This is a genomic window from Halobacterium sp. BOL4-2 (assembly GCF_016917835.2).
In the GTDB taxonomy this organism is placed as follows: Archaea; Halobacteriota; Halobacteria; order Halobacteriales; family Halobacteriaceae; genus Halobacterium; species Halobacterium salinarum.
Map to the genome: position 1 here is coordinate 1470117 of NZ_CP070332.2, position 17154 is coordinate 1487270.

20 protein-coding genes and 2 tRNA genes are annotated in these 17154 nt (G+C 69.5%); 13 read left to right on the plus strand and 9 right to left on the minus strand.

What is annotated here, in order from left to right:
* Positions 1–12: 12 nt before the first annotated feature.
* The 3 genes from pyrH (at position 13) to JRZ79_RS21100 (ending at position 4271) form a co-directional block, all read left to right on the plus strand.
* Complete coding sequence (gene pyrH, locus JRZ79_RS21090) at positions 13–738, plus strand: UMP kinase (protein ID WP_010903483.1); 726 nt, start codon at positions 13–15, stop codon at positions 736–738.
* Between the two features lie 4 nt (positions 739–742).
* On the plus strand, positions 743–2389 hold the full coding sequence (lysS, locus tag JRZ79_RS21095) for a lysine--tRNA ligase (protein ID WP_205252147.1): 1647 nt from the start codon (positions 743–745) through the stop codon (positions 2387–2389).
* Between the two features lie 79 nt (positions 2390–2468).
* Positions 2469–4271, plus strand: a complete 1803-nt coding sequence (locus tag JRZ79_RS21100) for a site-2 protease family protein (protein WP_205251065.1) — start codon at positions 2469–2471, stop codon at positions 4269–4271.
* Here JRZ79_RS21100 and JRZ79_RS21105 read toward each other — a convergent pair.
* Complete coding sequence (locus JRZ79_RS21105; protein WP_205252148.1) at positions 4268–4798, minus strand: PadR family transcriptional regulator; 531 nt, start codon at positions 4796–4798, stop codon at positions 4268–4270. The genes JRZ79_RS21100 and JRZ79_RS21105 overlap by 4 nt on opposite strands.
* A gap of 110 nt (positions 4799–4908) precedes the next feature.
* Between JRZ79_RS21105 and JRZ79_RS21110 the strand changes: the two genes are divergently transcribed.
* Complete coding sequence (locus tag JRZ79_RS21110; RefSeq protein ID WP_010903487.1) at positions 4909–6387, plus strand: heme-binding protein; 1479 nt, start codon at positions 4909–4911, stop codon at positions 6385–6387.
* Positions 6388–6447: 60 nt separating this feature from the next.
* Here the strand turns inward: JRZ79_RS21110 and JRZ79_RS21115 are convergent, their stop codons facing one another.
* A complete protein-coding gene (locus JRZ79_RS21115) occupies positions 6448–6618 on the minus strand; it encodes a hypothetical protein (RefSeq protein ID WP_205251067.1) in 171 nt (56 codons plus the stop codon).
* A gap of 37 nt (positions 6619–6655) precedes the next feature.
* The gene (locus JRZ79_RS21120; RefSeq protein WP_205251068.1) at positions 6656–7714 is read right to left on the minus strand and encodes an aldo/keto reductase; all 1059 of its coding nucleotides are present in this window, start codon (positions 7712–7714) and stop codon (positions 6656–6658) included.
* Positions 7715–7781: 67 nt separating this feature from the next.
* On the opposite strand from JRZ79_RS21120, the gene JRZ79_RS21125 reads away from it, so the two are divergent.
* The 3 genes from JRZ79_RS21125 to JRZ79_RS21135 all read left to right on the plus strand — a co-directional run bounded on the left by JRZ79_RS21125 (position 7782) and on the right by JRZ79_RS21135 (position 9240).
* Positions 7782–7979, plus strand: a complete 198-nt coding sequence (locus tag JRZ79_RS21125) for a hypothetical protein (protein WP_205252149.1) — start codon at positions 7782–7784, stop codon at positions 7977–7979.
* A 74-nt stretch (positions 7980–8053) separates the two neighbouring features.
* Positions 8054–8968, plus strand: coding sequence for an acyltransferase (locus tag JRZ79_RS21130; protein WP_205252150.1), 915 nt, complete (start codon positions 8054–8056; stop codon positions 8966–8968).
* 26 nt (positions 8969–8994) lie between these two features.
* Entirely contained in the window at positions 8995–9240 is a 246-nt protein-coding gene (locus JRZ79_RS21135) for a zinc ribbon domain-containing protein (protein ID WP_205252151.1), read from the plus strand.
* 129 nt (positions 9241–9369) lie between these two features.
* Here the strand turns inward: JRZ79_RS21135 and JRZ79_RS21140 are convergent, their stop codons facing one another.
* Both JRZ79_RS21140 and JRZ79_RS21145 read right to left on the minus strand, forming a co-directional pair.
* A complete protein-coding gene (locus JRZ79_RS21140; RefSeq protein ID WP_205251072.1) occupies positions 9370–9762 on the minus strand; it encodes a hypothetical protein in 393 nt (130 codons plus the stop codon).
* A 107-nt stretch (positions 9763–9869) separates the two neighbouring features.
* Positions 9870–9940 (minus strand) — tRNA-Gly (locus JRZ79_RS21145).
* A gap of 130 nt (positions 9941–10070) precedes the next feature.
* Between JRZ79_RS21145 and JRZ79_RS21150 the strand changes: the two genes are divergently transcribed.
* Entirely contained in the window at positions 10071–10877 is an 807-nt protein-coding gene (locus JRZ79_RS21150; RefSeq protein WP_010903494.1) for an NAD+ synthase, read from the plus strand.
* Here the strand turns inward: JRZ79_RS21150 and JRZ79_RS21155 are convergent.
* Positions 10874–11548: an enoyl-CoA hydratase/isomerase family protein gene (locus tag JRZ79_RS21155; protein WP_205252152.1), complete on the minus strand. Its 675-nt coding sequence runs from the start codon at positions 11546–11548 to the stop codon at positions 10874–10876. The two genes, JRZ79_RS21150 and JRZ79_RS21155, sit on opposite strands and share 4 nt — an antisense overlap.
* A 59-nt stretch (positions 11549–11607) precedes the next feature.
* On the opposite strand from JRZ79_RS21155, the gene JRZ79_RS21160 reads away from it, so the two are divergent.
* The 3 genes from JRZ79_RS21160 (at position 11608) to JRZ79_RS21170 (ending at position 12765) form a co-directional block, all read left to right on the plus strand.
* Complete coding sequence (locus tag JRZ79_RS21160) at positions 11608–12273, plus strand: hypothetical protein (RefSeq protein ID WP_012289417.1); 666 nt, start codon at positions 11608–11610, stop codon at positions 12271–12273.
* A gap of 45 nt (positions 12274–12318) precedes the next feature.
* Positions 12319–12390 (plus strand) — tRNA-Thr (locus JRZ79_RS21165).
* A gap of 138 nt (positions 12391–12528) precedes the next feature.
* Complete coding sequence (locus JRZ79_RS21170) at positions 12529–12765, plus strand: hypothetical protein (RefSeq protein WP_010903497.1); 237 nt, start codon at positions 12529–12531, stop codon at positions 12763–12765.
* On the opposite strand, the gene JRZ79_RS21175 is transcribed toward JRZ79_RS21170, so the two are convergent.
* Positions 12762–13331: a response regulator gene (locus tag JRZ79_RS21175; protein ID WP_205251905.1), complete on the minus strand. Its 570-nt coding sequence runs from the start codon at positions 13329–13331 to the stop codon at positions 12762–12764. The two genes, JRZ79_RS21170 and JRZ79_RS21175, sit on opposite strands and share 4 nt — an antisense overlap.
* 26 nt (positions 13332–13357) lie before the next feature.
* Positions 13358–14878 (minus strand): PAS domain S-box protein, encoded by a 1521-nt coding sequence (locus JRZ79_RS21180; RefSeq protein WP_205251074.1) that lies wholly within the window; start codon positions 14876–14878, stop codon positions 13358–13360.
* 353 nt (positions 14879–15231) lie between these two features.
* Here JRZ79_RS21180 and JRZ79_RS21185 point away from each other — a divergent pair, with 353 nt between their 5' ends.
* A complete protein-coding gene (locus tag JRZ79_RS21185; protein ID WP_205251075.1) occupies positions 15232–15999 on the plus strand; it encodes a DUF6517 family protein in 768 nt (255 codons plus the stop codon).
* Between the two features lie 81 nt (positions 16000–16080).
* On the plus strand, positions 16081–16554 hold the full coding sequence (locus JRZ79_RS21190) for a hypothetical protein (RefSeq protein ID WP_205251076.1): 474 nt from the start codon (positions 16081–16083) through the stop codon (positions 16552–16554).
* Positions 16555–16564: 10 nt separating this feature from the next.
* Here JRZ79_RS21190 and rdgB read toward each other — a convergent pair whose 3' ends face one another.
* Positions 16565–17119, minus strand: coding sequence for an RdgB/HAM1 family non-canonical purine NTP pyrophosphatase (gene rdgB / locus JRZ79_RS21195; protein WP_010903503.1), 555 nt, complete (start codon positions 17117–17119; stop codon positions 16565–16567).
* Between the last annotated feature and the right edge of the window lie 35 nt (positions 17120–17154).

The window sequence follows — 17154 nt, forward strand, 5'->3', positions numbered from 1 at the left end:
CCGGGCTGTAGTATGCGAGTGGTGGTTTCTATCGGCGGCAGCGTGCTCGCGCCCGGCTTGGACGCCGACCAAGTCGACGCCCACGCCGACGCCATCAACGAGTTGACCGACGCCGGCTGTGAGGTCGGGGCCGTGGTCGGTGGCGGCGGCGTCGCACGGGACTACATCGGAACAGCGCGCGAGCTCGGCGCCAACGAGATCGAGCTCGACGACATCGGCGTCGACGTGACGCGGCTCAACGCCCGGCTGCTCATCGCCGCGTTGGGCGGTGACGCAGCGCCCAGCCCGGCCGAGGACTACGAGGACGCCGGGGAGGCGATGCGGCGCGGCGACATCGCGGTGATGGGGGGCGTGGTCGCCGGGCAGACGACCGACGCCGTGAGCGCCGCGCTCGCGGAGTACACCGACGCCGACCTGCTGTTGTACGCGACCAGTGTGCCCGGCGTGTTCTCCGCGGACCCCAACGAGGACGCCGACGCCGAGCACTTCACGCGGATGACGGCGGGCGAGCTCGTGGACATCATCGCTGACATCGAGATGAACGCCGGATCGTCGGCACCCGTGGACTTGCTGGCGGCGAAGCTCATCGAGCGCTCCGGCGTCCGCACCATCGTGCTCGACGGGACCGACCCCCGCCGCATCGTGGACGCGGTGCGCTTCGGCGAGCACGACGGCACCGACGTGATCCCCGACGGCACCGACAACCAGATGACGTACTGGGCCGACAACCAGGAGTAAGACCATGCATCCTGACGACGACCCGTACGCAGACGACGGCAGCGGTCGCCTGTTCTGGGCTGACGCCGCCGCCGACCGCGTGCTCGACGGCGACCCCGAGGAACCGATCGTGATCAAGGGCGGGATCTCGCCGTCCGGCGTGCCACACCTCGGCAACATGAACGAGATCATGCGCGGGTATTTCGTGGCGGCGGTGTTGCGCGAGCGCGGCCACGAGGTACGCCAGGTGTTCACCAGCGACGACCGCGACCCGCTGCGGGGGCTGCCCCGGAAGCTCGCCGACCTGGACGGGGAGGTCGTTGCTCTCGGGGACGTGAACGCGGGCGCGCTCGGGCAGAACCTCGGCGCGCCCTACACCGAGATCCCCGACCCCTTCGGGTGCTGTAACTCCTACGGCGCGCACTTCTCGAATCTCATTCAGTCCTCGGCGGCCCGCCTGGGCGTGGACGTCGAGATGGTCTCGAACACGGAGACCTACGCCAACGGCGGGTTCGAAGAGGTCACGCGGTACCTCCTGGAGCACGTCACGGCGGCCCGCGACGTGCTGGGTGAATACCAGGACAAAGTCGACGAGGAGTACGTGCCGTTCAACCCCATCTGTGAGGCGTGCGGGAAGGTGACCGAGACGGTCACCGACGTCGACGCCGACGCCGGCACCGTCGAGTACGTCTGCACCGACATGGACGCCGGCGACCAGACCATCGAGGGGTGTGGTCACGAGGGCACGGCGACCCTCCGCGAGGGGAAGCTGCCGTGGCGCTTCGAGTGGCCGGCGCAGTGGCGCACGCTGGGCGTGGACTACGAGCCGTTCGGGAAAGACCACGCCGAAGGGTCGTGGCCCTCCGGGACGGACATCTCCCGGAACGTGCTCGGCGACGAGCCACCGACCCCGATGGTGTACGAGTGGTTCACGCTCGACGGCGAGCCGTTCAGCTCGTCGGCCGGCCACGTCATCCTCGTCCAGGACGTGCTCGCGTTGCTGGAGCTGCCGGTGGTGCGGTATTTCTTCAGCAAGGACCCCCGCCGCGCGCGGGACTTCTCCATCGAGCACCTCGACCAGCTCGTCGACGAGTTCGATCGCATGGAGCGCGTGTACTTCGGCGAGGCGGCCGACGCCAGCGAGGACGAACGCGAGCGCGCCGCCCGCGTGTACCCGCTGCTCGTCGACGACATCGACGCGGATCGCGTGCGCATCCCGTTCACGTTCGCGGCGGTGCTGGGGATGACCGAGGACTCCGCCCTGCGCGAGGAGATCGCGCGCCGCGAGGGGCACATTCCCGCGGACGCTGACGCCGACACCGTCGCGGACGCGCTCACGCGCGTTGAGCGCGCCCGAGAGTGGGCGCGCCGCACGAACAACGAGTTCAACTACCGGCTCGCGCGCGCCGAGATCCCCGCACACGACTTCGACGACGCCACGGCGGCAGCCCTGGACGAGTTGGCGGCGTTCCTCGACGACGAGGACCCCGACGGGGAGGCGCTGCAGGGCGAGATCTACGAGGCCGCCAAGCGCCACGACATCGACATCGGCGCGTTCTTCGCGGCGGGCTACCGGCTGTTCTTCGACGAGGACCAGGGGCCGAAGCTGGGGCCGTTCCTCGCGAAGCTCGACCGCGAGTTCGTGGTCACGCGGCTCCGCCGCGAGGGCTGAACGCCGCCCCGTGGACGGCGATGAAGTGGGCGATCCATCCCCGAACTCCTTTTGACCTAGACCCCCGAAGCAACGGACAATGGAAACCTGGCAGCTGCTGTTGGTCGGGCTGCTCGCGTACTGGGCGGCGGTGTCGTGGGCGCAGAGCCGCGGCCTGCTGCCGTCGTTCGTGCACACCAGCGGCCCGATAACGACCCTCCACACGAAGCGCGGGAAGCGGTTTCTCGACTGGATGGCGACCCCCAAGCGGCTGTGGCGCGCGTGGGGGAACTTCGGGTTGGGGCTGGCGTCGGTCGTGCTGGTCGGCGTGCTGATCGCGCTCGTCCTGGTGGCCATCACGACGCTGCTGAATCCGCCGGAGCCAACGAGCATCAGCCAGCCGTCGAACGTGCTGGTGATCCCGGGGGTCAACGACTTCCTGCCGTTGTCGGTTGCGCCGGAGATCATCGCCGGGCTGTTCATCGGGATCGTCATCCACGAGTTCGGCCACGGGCTGATGTGTCGCGTCGAGGGCATCGACGTCGAGTCCATGGGCGTGGCGCTGCTGGCGGTGTTGCCCGTGGGCGCGTTCGTCGAACCGGACCAGGACAGCCAGGCGGACGCCGACCGCGGGTCGAAGTCCCGGATGTTCGCTGCCGGCGTCACGAACAACTTCCTCGTTGTGGTGGTGACGCTGGCGTTGCTGTTCGGGCCGGTTGCGGGCGCGGTCGCGGTTTCGGACGGCGGCCTCGTCGGGGAAGTCCACGACGGGACGGCGGCCGCCGCCGCCGGGTTCTCCGGGGGGGACCGCATCACCGCGGTGGGTGGCGCGCCGGTGGCGAACAACACGGCGTTCAGGCAGGCCCTCGACGAGTACGACGACCCCACGGTGCCGGTGACCCTCGCCAGCAACGAGACGGTGCGCGTCGAGCGGCAGCTGTCGGTGGTCGCGAACGCGTCGAACTCGCCGCTGTCGATCACCACGAACGACACCATCACGGCCGTCAACGGCACGACGGTCAGCACCGAATCGGAGCTGCGGGCGGCGCTCGCCGACCGCGAGGTCGCGGCGTTCGAACTGAACGACGGCGCGGCGACCGCGACCGGGCCGGCGGGCGCGCTCGTGACGACGATCCCCGACGCGCCGGCCGCCATGGACGGCCTGTCGGCGGGCACCAACGCGGTCGTGGTTTCGGTCAACGGAACACGGGTGCCCACGTACGACGCGCTCAGCGGCGAGCTCGACGCCCGCGACCCCGGTGACACGATCAGCGTCGGGGCGTACGTCAACGGGAGTCGGACCACCACCGAGATCACGCTGGGCGAGCAGTCCGACGGCTCCAGCTACATGGGGATCGCGCCCGCACGCGGCGTCAGCGGGGTGGCCGTCGACGGCTTCGGGGCGACACTGTATCCGGCCGACACCTACCGCGGACTGCTCTCCGGGGAGACGTCCGGGTCGGCGTACCTCAGCACGCTGTTCGGCGGCGCAGACGACCCCATCACGGGCTTCCTGCAGGCGGTCGTGATCGCGCTGTACCTGCCGCTGATCGGGCTCGTGGATCCGACCCTCGGGTTCAACTTCGCGGGGATCGCGGGGATGAACGCGAGCTTCTATCACGTCACCGGCGTGCTGGGCGTGTTCCCGGACTGGGTGACGTTCGGCGCGGCGAACGTGTTGCTGTGGACCGGCTGGGTGAACCTCAACCTCGCGCTGTTCAACTGCATCCCGGCGTTCCCGCTTGACGGCGGCCACCTGCTGCGGTCGGCCGCGGAGGCGGTGACGGTGCGACTGCCCTTCGAGAGCCCGGAGACGGCGACGCGCGCGATCACGACCGGGATCGGGTTGCTGATGCTGTGCAGCCTGTTGTTGATGCTGTTCGGGCCGGAGCTGCTGTCCTAGTCGTCGGGGCCGTCGATGCCCATGCGGTCGGCGAACTCCGCGGGGGTGTCGGGGACGCGCTCGAACTCCGAGAAGTAATGTTCGTGGTGGCGCACCACCTGTTCGACGATCCACGCCGAGAACGCCTCGTCAAAGCGCCACCCGGTGCCTTCCGGTGGGTTTTCGACGTCGAATCGGTCGTCGGTGCCGAGCACCGCGAACATGTGATAGAACCCCAGGATGACATCGAAGAGGTCCGTGCCCGCCGTGCCGACTTCCGCGCGTTTCGCGGCGAGTTCCTCGCGGCCGGCGTCGGTCAACTCGAAGTATTTCCGGTCGGGTTCGTCCTCGACGTCGAGGCGCTCAGCGTACCCGTTCTCCTCGAACTTGTAGAGGATGGGGTAGACCGACCCGTAGGACGGCTCCCAGTGGCCCCCGGAGAGGGATTCGATCTCCTTGAGGATCTCGTAGCCGTACCGGGGTTGTTCGTCAAGCAACTCCAACACCAGGTAGGAGACGAGCCCCTTCGGCGGCCCACTCTTTCGCATCTGCGTCCACCTTCCGGGGGTCGCAGTGAAAGGGTTTCGGTCGGTGGGCCGCCGTCACACTGCGGGCTGCTTTGGGAAAACCCTTCTACGCCCGGTTCGAACGCCGATGTATGGCAGACGCTCCGCCGACAGACGAGGGATGGTTCGTGCTCCACGACTGCTACACCGTGGACTGGGATGCATGGCGTGACGCGCCGGAGCGGGATCGGACGGCGGCCCTCGACGACGCGGCGTCGTTCCTCGCGGACCGCGAGGCGCTTGCGGACGCCGACGAGGGCGAGTCGGGCGTGTTCTCGATCACCGGACAGAAAGCGGATCTGCTGTTCGTGCACTTCCGGGAGAGCCTCGACGAACTGGATCGGATCCAGCGGGCCTTCGAGCAGACCGCGTTCGCCGAGTACACCGAGCGCGCGCACTCGTACGTCTCCGTGGTCGAGATCTCGGGGTACACCGCGCCCGACTACTTCGAGGACCCCGACTCCGTCGACGACGGGCTCCGGCAGTACTTCGAGAGCAAGCTCACGCCGGAGATCCCCGACGACACGTACGTCTCGTTTTACCCGATGAGCAAGCGCCGCCAGCCCGAGCAGAACTGGTACGACCTGCCCATCGAGGAGCGCGCGGAGATGATGGACGTCCACGGCGACCTGGGCAAGCAGTACGCCGGGAAGGTCAGCCAGGTCATCGCGTCCTCGGTGGGCCTCGACGACATGGAGTGGGGGGTGACGCTGTTCGCCGACGACCTCACCGACATCAAGGACATCGTCTACGAGATGCGCTTCGACGAAGTGTCCGCGAAGTACGGCGCGTTCGGCGACTTCTTCGTCGGCCGCCGGTTCCCGCCCGCGGATCTGCCGGCGTTCATGGCCGGCGAGAGAGTGCCCGCCCCCGAGGGCGGGGCGGACGCCCACGGCGAGGGCGAGCGTACGCACCACCACGGTGACTCCGACCACCACGACGGCGACGACGGCGAACAGCACCACCACAGCACCGGCGACGAGGCCGACGACGGCATCCGCGGCGAACTCGCCGACGAGGACATCTACGCCGGCCAGCCCCACGGCGAGGACGTCTACGCGACGGTGCTGTACTCGGAAGCCGGCGCCGACGACCTCTTCGAGGAGGTCGAGGGGCTGCGGGGGAACTTCGAGCATTACGACACGCACGTGAAAACCGCCGTCTACGACGGCCACGAGGCCGACCGGCGCGCAGTGGTCTCCATCTGGGACACCGCCAGCGCCGCCGACACCGCCGCCGGCTTCCTCGCCGACCTGCCCGAGGTCGTCGAGCGCGCCGGCGAGGAGTCCGGGTTCGGCACGATGGGCATGTTCTACGAGACCAAGCCCGAACACACCGCGGAGTTCGTCGAGAAGTTCGACACCGTCGCCGGCGTGCTCGCGGACATGGACGGCCACTTCGACACCGATCTGATGGTGAACGTCGAGAACGACGACGACATGTTCATCGCCAGCCAGTGGCGCTCCCAGGAGGACGCCATGGCGTTCTTCCGCAGCGACGACTTCGGGGACACCGTCGACTGGGGTCGCGACGTGCTCGCGGACCGCCCGCGCCACGTCTTCCTCGCGTAAGGAACCGCGCACCCCGACCACTGTCCGGGTGGTACCCACGGGAGCACTCGACAGCGAGCGTCAGGAGACGATCCGGTGGAGACCGATCACCAACAGCATGTTGACCGCGACCGTGCCGGCCGGCAGGAGGTCCAGGCCCGCACTCACGTAGAGGAGCACGAGGGCACCGAGGGCCAGCCGGTCGGCGGCGGACAGCGACCGCGGTGTGACTTGGTCGGTGGAGTCAGGCACACCGGGCGTTCAGTCCCACACAGAATATAGGTTGGGATCAGTCGGCCGATCCGAGGATGCCTGCGTCCCGGAGATCGTCGCCGTCGACGCTCGTGCGGTAGTCTTCTTTCTCCATGCCGTCGAAGCGGTCGACGCCGAAGTTGTCCGCGTAGAGCTCCGCGACGCGCTCGCGCTCCGCGTCGCTGATCGCGGGCGTCTCGGAGGCGCTCGCCCACGCCTCGATGTCTGCTTTCGAGCGGAACGTCGGCGTGACGGTCGCGACCTCGTCGAAGCTCAGCAGCCACTGGATGGCCGCCTGCCCCATGGTGCGCTCGCCGTCGCGTTCGAGGAAGCGCAGCGCGTCGACTTTCTCCCAGCCGGTCTCGTACCACTCCTCCGGGCGGAACCCGCGGTGGTCGCCCTCGCCGAGTTCCGTGTCGGGGGTGACCTGCTCGTTCAGGAGGCCCGACGAGTGCGGGACGCGGGGGATCAGGGACGTGGCCGCGCCCTGCTCCCGGACGGAGTCGACGAAGTGGTTGTGGACGTCCTGTTCGAGGACGTTGCCGACGTACTGCACGGAGTCGAAGGCCGCCTCGATGGCGTGATCGCCCTCGGCGAGCCAGCCGATCGAGGGGCCGAGCGCGACGCCGATGGCGTCGGCACGGCCGTCCGCGCGGAGGTCGTCAAGCAGATCCAGGACATCGGGCGTGAGTTCGTCGACGTCCGGGTTGTGCAGCTGCAGTACGTCGACGTGGTCGACGCCGAGGCGGTCCATGGACTTCTCGACGGCGTCCCGGAGGTAGTCGACGCCCATCTCCTTGGGGAGTTCGCCGTGGCCGGCCTGCGGGTTGTTGTAGAAGTCGTAGCCGACCTTGGTGGCGACGGTCATCTCGTCGCCGTGCTCGGCCAGCGCCTCCCCGAGCAGCTCCTCGCTGCGGCCGTGGCCGTAGACGTCGCCCGTGTCGAAGTACGTGATGCCGTGGTCGAGGGCGTACTCGACCATCTCCAGGGCGTCGTCCTCGTCGCGGTCGCCCCACCAGTCCGTGCCGACGACCCATGCGCCGAACCCGACTTCACTGACCTCAACGCCGGAGTCACCGAGCTCCCGATGTTGCATGTGTCAGGGTTGGGTGTTGTGCCACTTAGCGCCGACGGTTCCAGCGACAGGGATACGGTTTCGTCGCGTGAATTCGACAGCCACGAGCATGGACGACGCCCTCCAACGCAGGCTGGACCGACTGACGGTGCTGGGAGTAGGACCGCTCGTCGCGGTGGTCTCGCTCGGACTCACGACGGCCGGGGAGGAGTCCCTCGTGTCGCTGGTCAGCGTGCTCGCGGTCGCCGGCGTCGCCGCGGTGCTGCTGTCGTCAGCCACCGACTGACTCCCAGCGAGACCCGTCGCGGCGGCAGCTTTCGGGACGAAAACCACTATGCCGCTGGCGGCCCACGGAACGGCATGACCAAGCGACACGTCTCGCTGCCCGCGGACGCCAAGGACGTTCGTCGGGCGTTCGTGTCGGGCGTCGACGAGCGGCTGTCCGCCGCGGAGACGCCCGACGAGCTGGCCACGGCCGTCACGGGAACGCTCGCGGACCTCCGCGGCGAGCGGGACGCCTACGAGGCCTGGCGGGACGGCGACGACGTCCGGCCGGCCGCGGCGGCGCGGCTGGCAACCCTCGACCCCCGGAACGCCAGCCTCGAATCGGAGTATTACGCCGAGAAAGACGAGGCGGCGTTCGCGCGCTCGAAACCCCTGCAGTGGCTGTGGCGGCAGTTCGACACCACGCCGCTGGCGGACAACATCGACGTCGCGCTCCCGTTCCGCCGGATGCTCGCGGGCCACCTGTTCGCCGGCGTCGGCGAGGACGTGCGGCTGTTCAAGGGCATCACGATGACCTACGGCCACAACATCGAACTCGGTGACAACGTGGTCGTTCACGACGGCGTGCACCTCGACGACCGCGGCGAGGTCGTGGTCGGGGCGCGGGCCAGCGTGAGCGACGGCACACACCTCTACACGCACGACCATGACGTGGTCGACCAGACCGACGTGACGAACTACCGCACCGAGATCGGTGCCGACGCGCGGGTGACCCAGGGCGCGCTCGTGCGGGCGGGGGTCCGCGTTGGGGAGAACGCGCTCGTCGGCTCCCGGTCGGTCGTACAGGGCGACGTGCCGGCCCACCACATTGCGGTCGGGAGCCCGGCGGAGAGCGTGCGCGTGAAGCCGGGGTGGGAGCCGGTCGCCGCGCCCCTGGATGCGGGCGGCGAACGCCGGCAGGCCGAGCGCCGACTCGACGACGCGGTGCCGGCCGACGCCGCCGTGTACGACGAGTTCCAGCGGGACCGCTCGCCACCGGGCGAACGCTAAAGAGCCTGGCCGTGGTAGCACGGCGCATGGAGTGGGCGCCATTCCTGCTCGCGATGGTCGTGGTTGCGGTGCTCCAGATCGCGGTGTGGCGGCGCATCCAGCGCGGCGACATCGGTGTCACCGAGGTGGCACCACAACCCCCGGACCGGGACGCCAACCAGCGCGCGGACGACGACCCGACCCCGACCGCGGCGACGTGTCCGGCTTGCGGCACGGAAAACGACTCCAGATACGACTTCTGTCGGCGCTGCGTGCGGTCACTACAGCCGTGACCACAGGAGTCGCGATCAACGTCGCCGCGAACACGAACCAGCCGGGGTTCCGCGGGCCGCTGCGAGCCGACGGCTCGTTCGTCTACAGATAAACAAGGCGAGTGCCTCGGGGCTTGACCCCGAGGCGGTTCACCTGACGGACGCCTCGACGGCCACCCCGTCGCGGCGCTCGTAGCGGTTCGCGTCGGTGAGCGCGAACACCCGCAGTTCGACGACCAACCGGCCGGCGTCGAGTGTCGCCCGCAACACCGGGCCGCGGCCCGTCACGACGACGTACGGCGGTGCTGCCACCGGCTCCGCTGGCAGCTCGCCGCCGGCCGCCGCCACGGCCGCGGCAAGCACCCCGGGCAGCGACGCAAGCACGCCGCGGTCGGTGAGCCGCGACTCCAGGGCCGCGCCGAGTTGGGGGCCACTGGACGCGGCGGCTGCGTCGACGGCGTCCGCAGCGGCCCCGACGGCCGCGAGCACGTCGGCGTGAGCGGTGCACACGTGCTCGCGGGCAGCGCTGGCGTCAACTGCCATGGTGATCCTCCCAGCGCCCGCGACAAGAGGGTTCCGGCGTGGGCGACCGCCACAGCCACAGCTATCGGGTGTCAGTCGGCGCCCGGCAGAACCGGGCGCGTGAAGGATGCGCTGGCCGGGAATTGAACCCGGGCTATGAGCTTGGGAAGCTCATGTCCTACCACTAGACCACCAGCGCGCGCCGCGCTCGAACAGCGGTGATCCATCGTTGACTGTGGTGGCACTTCAACGTAGCGTTTGGCGGACGCCGGCGTGTGGACGAGTGACTAGCCGCGGGGATTTTACTGCTCGGGCCAAACCTAGAGACGATGAGCGCCCCAGACACCGTTTCGCCACTCGACCTGCGGTTCTCCGCGGCCGAGCTCGCCGAGCGCCGCGACCGCATCCAGTCGTTCATCCGAGACACCGTCGCGGCGGCGGGCGCCGAGCGCTGCGTGCTCGGGCTGTCCGGCGGCATCGACTCGACGACCGTTGCACACCTCACCGTCGACGAACTCGGTGCCGACGCCCTCCACGGGCTCGTGATGCCGGGCGCGGTGTCCCGCGACCAGAACATGAGCGACGCCGAGCGGGTCGCCGAGGACCTCGGCATCGAGTACGACGTCGTGGAGATCGATCCGTTCGTGACCCAGCTGACCGACGTGTTCCCGGACGCGGCCGGCGACGAAGTCGCGGTCGGGAACGCGCGAGCGCGGACGCGCGCCGTGATCAACTACTTCGTCGCGAACCACGGCGACGGTGTCGTACTCGGGACGGGCAACCGCGCGGAGGCGATGACCGGCTACTACACCAAGTACGGCGACCAGGCCGTGGACTGCAACCCCATCGGGAACCTCTACAAGATGCAGGTGCGGCAGCTCGCCCGCGACCTGGGCGTGCCCGAGGACCTCGTGACGAAAGCCCCGACCGCGGAGCTGTGGGCCGACCAGACCGACGCAGGGGAGCTCGGCGTTGACTACGACACCATCGACGCCGTGCTCGCGGTGCACGTCGACGGCGGCCTCCCAGCGAGCGCGACGGCCACCCACCTCGACATCGACCCGTCGGTGGTCGAGACCGTCCGGGACCTCTACGGGGCCAGCAAACACAAGCGCGCGATGCCGCCGGCCCCCTAACGCGGCTCCGCGTGGAGTCGGCCGAACGCCGCGGCCTCCCGTTCGTCGGTCGCCGCTTGGCTGCCGTTCTGGCCCAGCAGTGCCTGCAGCGCCCGCAGCGCGTCGGGGTCGTTGGCGGCGATCTCGTCGGCGACCGCGCGCGGGTCCTCGACGATCCGGGACACCAACCCCATCGCACGGGCGTCGGTGGCGTCGACGGTGCGCCCGGACAGCGAGAGGTCGGCGGCGTGCGTGGTGCCGACCGCCTGCCGGAGGCGTCGCGTGCCGCCCCACGCGCCGAACAGCCCGAGCGTCACGCCGGTCTCGGCGAACGACGCGGCCGGCGTGCAGACGCGCACGTCGCAGGCGAGCGCGAGCTCCACACCGCCCCCGCGGGCTGGACCGTCGACCCCCGCGACAACCACGGCGTCGGCGTCCGCGATGGCGTTCATGCTTCGCTGGCCGCGGCGGGCGAACGCCGCCCCCGTGTCGCCGTCGAGGTCCGCGACGACATCGAGGTCCGCGCCCGCGCAGAACGCCGTGCCGGCTCCATGCAGGTAGACCACCGGCTGGGAGGCCGCGGTCACTGCGTCGGCCAGCGCCGTCACCCCCTGGCGGGTGAGCGCGTTCCTGGCGTCGGGCCGGTCGAGTGTGATCTCGCGGACGGCGTCGCCGTCGGTGATCGAGAGCATGCCAATACGTGGTAGTACTTTCCAAAGGTCTTTGCCGTTCGCTCCGCTAGGCGGGTGTGATGGAGGAGGCCGAACAGGCACGTGCAGCCGCCAGAGAGGCCATTACTGACGTTACGCCGGACGGGCTCCAAACAGTCATCGACGACCACGTGGTGTCGTCGTCGATGCTTCCCGGGGTGTTGACGCTGCTGAGCGCGCGTGTCGTCGACGGCGCCGTCGACGAGCACGCCATCGCCCAGCGCGCGGCCGGCGTGCAGCTCATCTACGACGGCCTCCGGGTGACGCGAGGCCTCGTGAGCGCGGAGCCGTGGACGGCGGCCGACGCACCCGACGACCCCGGCGACGACCTCGACATTCTCGCCGCGGACGTGCTGGTCGCCCGGGGCTTCCGGCTGCTGGCGCGCACGGAGGCCGCCGACCAGGCGGTCGAAACAGTGCGGGCGTTCGGCCGCGAGCAGACCGACAGGCACGCCGACCGCGCGCCCACCGACCGCTGCCTGGAGGCCAACGTCTTCGAGTTGGCGGCCATCGCGGGCGGGTCCGCGACGGGCAGCGACCCGCCGGTGGCGCTCCGGCAGTATCTCGTCGGCCTCGCGGACAACCACGGCGAGCCGCTGCCGGCGGCCGCGGACGCGCTCCCCGAGCGCGTCGCGGAGATCATGGCGCGCGTCGGCTCCGTGCAGTCCGACGATCGTGTCGGCACGCCGCCAGGTATCGAGCGCTGAATCGAAACGCATAAAGTCACTTCCGGACCTTCAATCGTAATGCGTGCCTGGGTAGCTTAGCGGTAAAGCGCGTCCTTGGTAAGGACGAGACCCCGGATTCAAATTCCGGCCTAGGCTTTTCCTGCGGGCGACGAAGCGAGTGCGTAGCCGTGGCTCTGGACCCACCGGCTCCGGGGACGACGTGCAGGTCTGGGACCTCGTGAGGTGACACGCCGTCGTTGAACGCTCAAGTGTGGGGCTGACGTACCCTCGGATATGGACGCCGAAACTGTCGAAGCCTACAACGGGAACACGGTGGAGATCGCGCCCCAGCGGCCCCTGGAGTCCGGCGGCGCGCGCGTCGAGGTGACCGACGCGGACGGCACCGAGTGGGAGCTGGACGTCGAGCGCGACGGCAGCTACGAGGTGGTGGCGTCGTGGAACGCGGACGGCGACCTCGCGGACGTGGCGGTGCCGGCGTACGTCGAGGATCTGCTGTCGCGGCTCGGCTAGAAGAGGCGCGCGAACTCGTCGCCCAGCGCGTCGGTGGACGTGCCGGCGGCGTCGAGTGCCGCGTCGGCGGCCTCCGACAGCGTGGCTTTGCGCTCGCGGAGGCGCTGGTATTCGTCGTTGTCCGCGAGCGCGCGCTCCGAGAGCTGGGCTTCCAGGGTGGCGAGTTTCTGCGTGACGCGGTAGAGTTCGTCGATGGAGTCGTCGTACTGGTTGAGCGTGCGCAGGCGCGCAACCACGTCGTGGAGGGTGTCGCCGTCGACGGGCTTCTGGATGTACTCGTCGAAGGGCATCTCGACGATGTCGAAGTCGGGGTCGATGCCGGTCACCATCGCCACGCGGATGTCCAGGGCGCGCTCGCGGAGCGCGGCGAGCACTTCGTCGCCGGTCATGGTGGGCATCTGGCGGTCCAGCAACGCGACCGAAACGTCGCCGTCGGCGGCCTCCAGTGCGGCCGCTCCGCTGGTGGCTGTGCGGACCTCGTAGTCGTCTTCGAGCCAGAGCGCGAAGGCTTCGGCGACGCGTGGTTCGTCGTCGACAACGAGGACGACGGGCTCGGTCGAGCGCATCTCGGACTGGTCGGGGTGTGTCTCGGTCATTGTGTGTGGATCGTGAATCGCGCGCCGCCGCTGTCGCTGGTGGTTGCGTCGATCGTCCAGCCGTGTGCGGTGGCGATGTCGCGGACGATGCTGAGGCCGAAGCCGGTGCCGTCGGTGTCGGTCGTGTATCCGTAGTCGAACAGCTGTGCGGTGTCGGTGTCACCGAAGCCGTCGCCGTCGTCGGCGACGAAGAACCCGCCGCTGTCAGCGCCGGTGAGCGCGCCGACCGTGACCGTGACGTCGTCGCCGCCGTGTGCGACGGCGTTCCCGAAGAGGTTCTCGAAGAGCGTGCGCAGGCGCTCGGGGTCGGCGTTGAGCGTCGGCAGATCCGGGGCCGTCGACAGTGACGCGGTGGGTGCGCCGGCCGTCGACCACGCGTCGGCGGCGACCGACGCGACGGGGACGGGTTCGGTTTCGCCGACCGTCTGGCCGTGTTTCGCGAGCGTGAGCACGTCCGCGATGAGCGCGTCCATGCGGTCGAGGGCGGCGGTGAGATCCGTCAGCGCGTCGTCGTCGCCGGCCTTTGCGAGTGCGACCGTGGCGCGGGCGGTCTGGAGTGGATCCCGGAGGTCGTGGGAGACGATGCTGGCGAACCGTTCGAGCTGTTCGTTCTGCCGTTCGCGTTCGGCTTCGCGCGTGGCGCGTTCGAGTGCGGCTTGGGTGTTCGCGGCGAGCAGTTCGATGAGGCGGCTGGTGTGGTCGTCGAACGCCACGTCGTCGGTGTCCCCGACGAGGAGGACGCCGTGCTCGCCGAGCGGGGCGGCGTACTCGGCGGTCATGGGGCCGTCGGGGTCGTGGACGGGGGTGGTGGCGTCCGCGTCGGCGTGGTAGACCGCCGAGTCGTTGGTCTCGAAGGCGTGCCAGGCGAGCGAGCCCGCCGAGAGGGCGGGTGGGTCCGCGAACAGCGCCGCCGCGGCGTCGCTTTGCGCGACCGGTCGGAGCACGCCGGTGGCGTCGTCACACCGGTACAGGGACGCCACCGGGAAGCCGATGATGTCGACGGCGGCTCCGACCACGTGGTCGCCGATGGCACCGGGGGTGCGGGCCTGCATGAGGGTGTGCGTGATGTCTTGGAGCGATTCGAGCGTGGCTGCGTAGGCTTTCTGGCGGGAGACGTCGCGCATGATCCCGGAGAAGGCGCGGACCCCGTTGTGGACGTGTTCTTCGAACGTGATGGACAGCTGGATCTCGTGGCCGTCGGCGTGCTGGCCGGGCATTTCGATGGCGTTCCAGTCGAGTCGTCGATCCCCCGTTTCGAGGTAGTGGTCGACGGCGTCGAAGTGGGCGTCGTGGAACCGCGGTGGCATGATGGTCGTGAGCGAGTCCCCGATCAGGTCGTCGGGGCGGTAGCCGAGGACGCGGTGGACGCCCTGGTTGGCGTACCGGATGGTGCTGTCGTCGTCGATGGTGACGATCGCGTCCGAGCCGTGTTCGACCAGCGAGCGAAAAAACCCGGCGTCGTCGACGAGCGCGTCGAGACCGGTATCAGTGTCGGCGGACGGCCCGGGGGCGGCCATGGGTGGAGTGGGTGCTGGATGGTTGTAAAGTTACGGACAGCGGTGCGTGTCGATGCAGTCGTCGCCAAAAGCGGGAGTGGGAGAGTGTTGGACGCGCGGGGGGAGGGAGGGGGTCGCGCGTCCGCTTGAGTCCTACACTGCGACCCCCCATAAATCCACGTCAGACAGACGACAGCCTAGAGTCTGAAATACGCGAAATACGGGAAGACAGCCGCGTGAGAACGCCAGCAATTGGACTAGAAATACGAATAAATGTAACTAAACGTATGTATTGGTGGGTGATCGTAATGTACAGCCACGCCGGCGGCTAAACTGGCCACAACATGCATACAGCCGAACCCCCGACGCGGTGTATGCATCGTCGCAGCTTCATCGGGGGAGTGAGCGCTGCCGGGCTGGGCATCCTGGGGGGATGTTCGGCTGCGGTGGGGACCGTCGCGCCGCCGGACGTGTCGAGCGACGCCTTGGACGCGGGCGGCTGGGAGCGTGCCGACCGCAGCGAAGAGACCGTGTTCTCGGAGTCGTACGGCCCGGTCGAGGTGGCGGGGAAGGCGGTCACGCTGACGTACCGGAACGCCGAACTCGCGGCCGCCGTCGCCGAGGACACCGGCGGGCGGGTCGACGCCACGCTCGGCGTCTTCACCGCATCACACATCAACTTCGACCCGCCACTGAACGACTTGCCGGGGAACGTCGGCCGCGCGGAAGTCCTCGACAAAACCACGGCACAGGCCCGCAGCCAGTTCCGCCGGCGCATGCGCGACCGCGGCGTGACGAACATCACCGAGACCGGCGTGGAGACGCTGACGACCGCAACCGGTCGAGAGCCGGCGATGGCGACGTTCCAGGGCGACTACCGGGTCGGTGACATCGAGTACGAGACCGGCGGCGACACCGTCACCATCGACGCCGGAGGCATCGCGGTTGCTGGGGACCTCGCGGTGTGGAACGAGGGCGACGACGTCGTCGTTGCCGGGGGCGCGTACCCCGCACAGAACTACACCAAGACGGCGACCCGAGAGCTCTCGGACGCAATCACTATCACCATCGACATCGATCTGGGATTAACGCCCGCCGACTACCGGGCGAACGTGCGACAGCTGATGGCCACAACACAATGACAGCCTGGCAGACCCTCTTCGAGCGCGGCGCCGACGCCGACGTATCGCGCGCTGACATCCACGCGGAACTCGACGCACGCCGTGGCGAGTAACCCCGACCCCGCGGCGGTCGCCGCCGACGCGGACGTGCTCGCCGCGGACGTGTTCGTCGACGGGCACGCGCGCGCCGCGCTGGACGTGGTGCGCGCCCACGACTGGGTGACACTGGTCGCCAGCACGCCCCTCTTGGACGACGCCCAGGCGGTGATCGCGGCCCTGGGTAGTGACGCGCTCGCGGCCGACTGGCGGGGCCGCATCGCCGACCGCGTGACCACCGTCGAACACCCCGAGGGCGACCAGCCCGCGCTCGCGGCCGCCATGCGCGGCGGCGCCGCCCACGTGCTCACCCACGACGACGACCTCCAGTCGGCGGCCACCGGCGCGGCGCTCGCCGGCCGCGTCTCCGTGAGCGTGAAATCGCCGCGGGCGTTCGCCCGCCTGTTCGATCCGGCGTCGCTGTACCCGGTGGTCGTGGGCGGCGACTACCCCGGTCCCGACCGCGACCCACGCGCGTAGTCCGCCCGGCTCAGTCCGCCCGCTCGGCGAGCCAGTCGGCGAACGTCGCGAGCGCGCGCCCGCGATGGCTGAGCGCGTTCTTCCGGTCCGTGGGCATCTCCGCGAACGTCGTCCCGTCGTGTTCGAAGATCGGATCGTAACCGAAGCCGCCGTCGCCCCGCGGCGCAACCATCGTCCCCTGGACGGCCCCGGTGAACGTCTCCACGGTGTCGCCGTCGGTGTACGCCACCACGCACCGGAACGCGGCGTGCCGGTCGTCGAGATCGCTGGCGAGTTCCCACACGCGCTCGATACCGAGCGTGTCCTCGACGTACGCCGAATACGGCCCGGGGAACCCCGACAGACCGCGCACGAACAGCCCCGCGTCGTCGACGATAACCGGGGTGTCGTCGTCGGTCTCCCGGTAGGCCTCTCGGGCGCCGTGCGTGGCGATCGCCGCCAGGTCATCGGACTGGAGTTCCGCGTAATCGTAGTCGAGTTGTTCGACCCGCCGGAGGCCGTCGAGGTAGGACGCGGCTTCCTGTACCTTCCCGCTGTTCGTCGTGACGAACCGGAGCGTAGACATGTACGCCAGCGGTGGGGCTGCGGGGAGAAGATGGC

Excerpts from the sequence above, each read along its gene's own strand:
- JRZ79_RS21155 (WP_205252152.1), bottom strand. The coding sequence starts at position 11,548 with ATGCTCTCGATCACCGACGGCGACGCCGTCCGCGAGATCACACTCGAC.
- pyrH (WP_010903483.1), top strand. The coding sequence starts at position 13 with ATGCGAGTGGTGGTTTCTATCGGCGGCAGCGTGCTCGCGCCCGGCTTG.
- JRZ79_RS21105 (WP_205252148.1), bottom strand. The coding sequence starts at position 4,798 with ATGCGAAAGAGTGGGCCGCCGAAGGGGCTCGTCTCCTACCTGGTGTTG.
- JRZ79_RS21175 (WP_205251905.1), bottom strand. The coding sequence starts at position 13,331 with ATGCGCTCGACCGAGCCCGTCGTCCTCGTTGTCGACGACGAACCACGC.
- JRZ79_RS21170 (WP_010903497.1), top strand. The coding sequence starts at position 12,529 with ATGGACGCCGAAACTGTCGAAGCCTACAACGGGAACACGGTGGAGATC.
- JRZ79_RS21135 (WP_205252151.1), top strand. The coding sequence starts at position 8,995 with ATGGAGTGGGCGCCATTCCTGCTCGCGATGGTCGTGGTTGCGGTGCTC.
- lysS (WP_205252147.1), top strand. The coding sequence starts at position 743 with ATGCATCCTGACGACGACCCGTACGCAGACGACGGCAGCGGTCGCCTG.
- JRZ79_RS21150 (WP_010903494.1), top strand. The coding sequence starts at position 10,071 with ATGAGCGCCCCAGACACCGTTTCGCCACTCGACCTGCGGTTCTCCGCG.
- JRZ79_RS21140 (WP_205251072.1), bottom strand. The coding sequence starts at position 9,762 with ATGGCAGTTGACGCCAGCGCTGCCCGCGAGCACGTGTGCACCGCTCAC.
- JRZ79_RS21110 (WP_010903487.1), top strand. The coding sequence starts at position 4,909 with ATGGCAGACGCTCCGCCGACAGACGAGGGATGGTTCGTGCTCCACGAC.
- JRZ79_RS21100 (WP_205251065.1), top strand. The coding sequence starts at position 2,469 with ATGGAAACCTGGCAGCTGCTGTTGGTCGGGCTGCTCGCGTACTGGGCG.
- JRZ79_RS21130 (WP_205252150.1), top strand. The coding sequence starts at position 8,054 with ATGACCAAGCGACACGTCTCGCTGCCCGCGGACGCCAAGGACGTTCGT.
- JRZ79_RS21180 (WP_205251074.1), bottom strand. The coding sequence starts at position 14,878 with ATGGCCGCCCCCGGGCCGTCCGCCGACACTGATACCGGTCTCGACGCG.
- rdgB (WP_010903503.1), bottom strand. The coding sequence starts at position 17,119 with ATGTCTACGCTCCGGTTCGTCACGACGAACAGCGGGAAGGTACAGGAA.
- JRZ79_RS21160 (WP_012289417.1), top strand. The coding sequence starts at position 11,608 with ATGGAGGAGGCCGAACAGGCACGTGCAGCCGCCAGAGAGGCCATTACT.
- JRZ79_RS21185 (WP_205251075.1), top strand. The coding sequence starts at position 15,232 with ATGCATCGTCGCAGCTTCATCGGGGGAGTGAGCGCTGCCGGGCTGGGC.
- JRZ79_RS21120 (WP_205251068.1), bottom strand. The coding sequence starts at position 7,714 with ATGCAACATCGGGAGCTCGGTGACTCCGGCGTTGAGGTCAGTGAAGTC.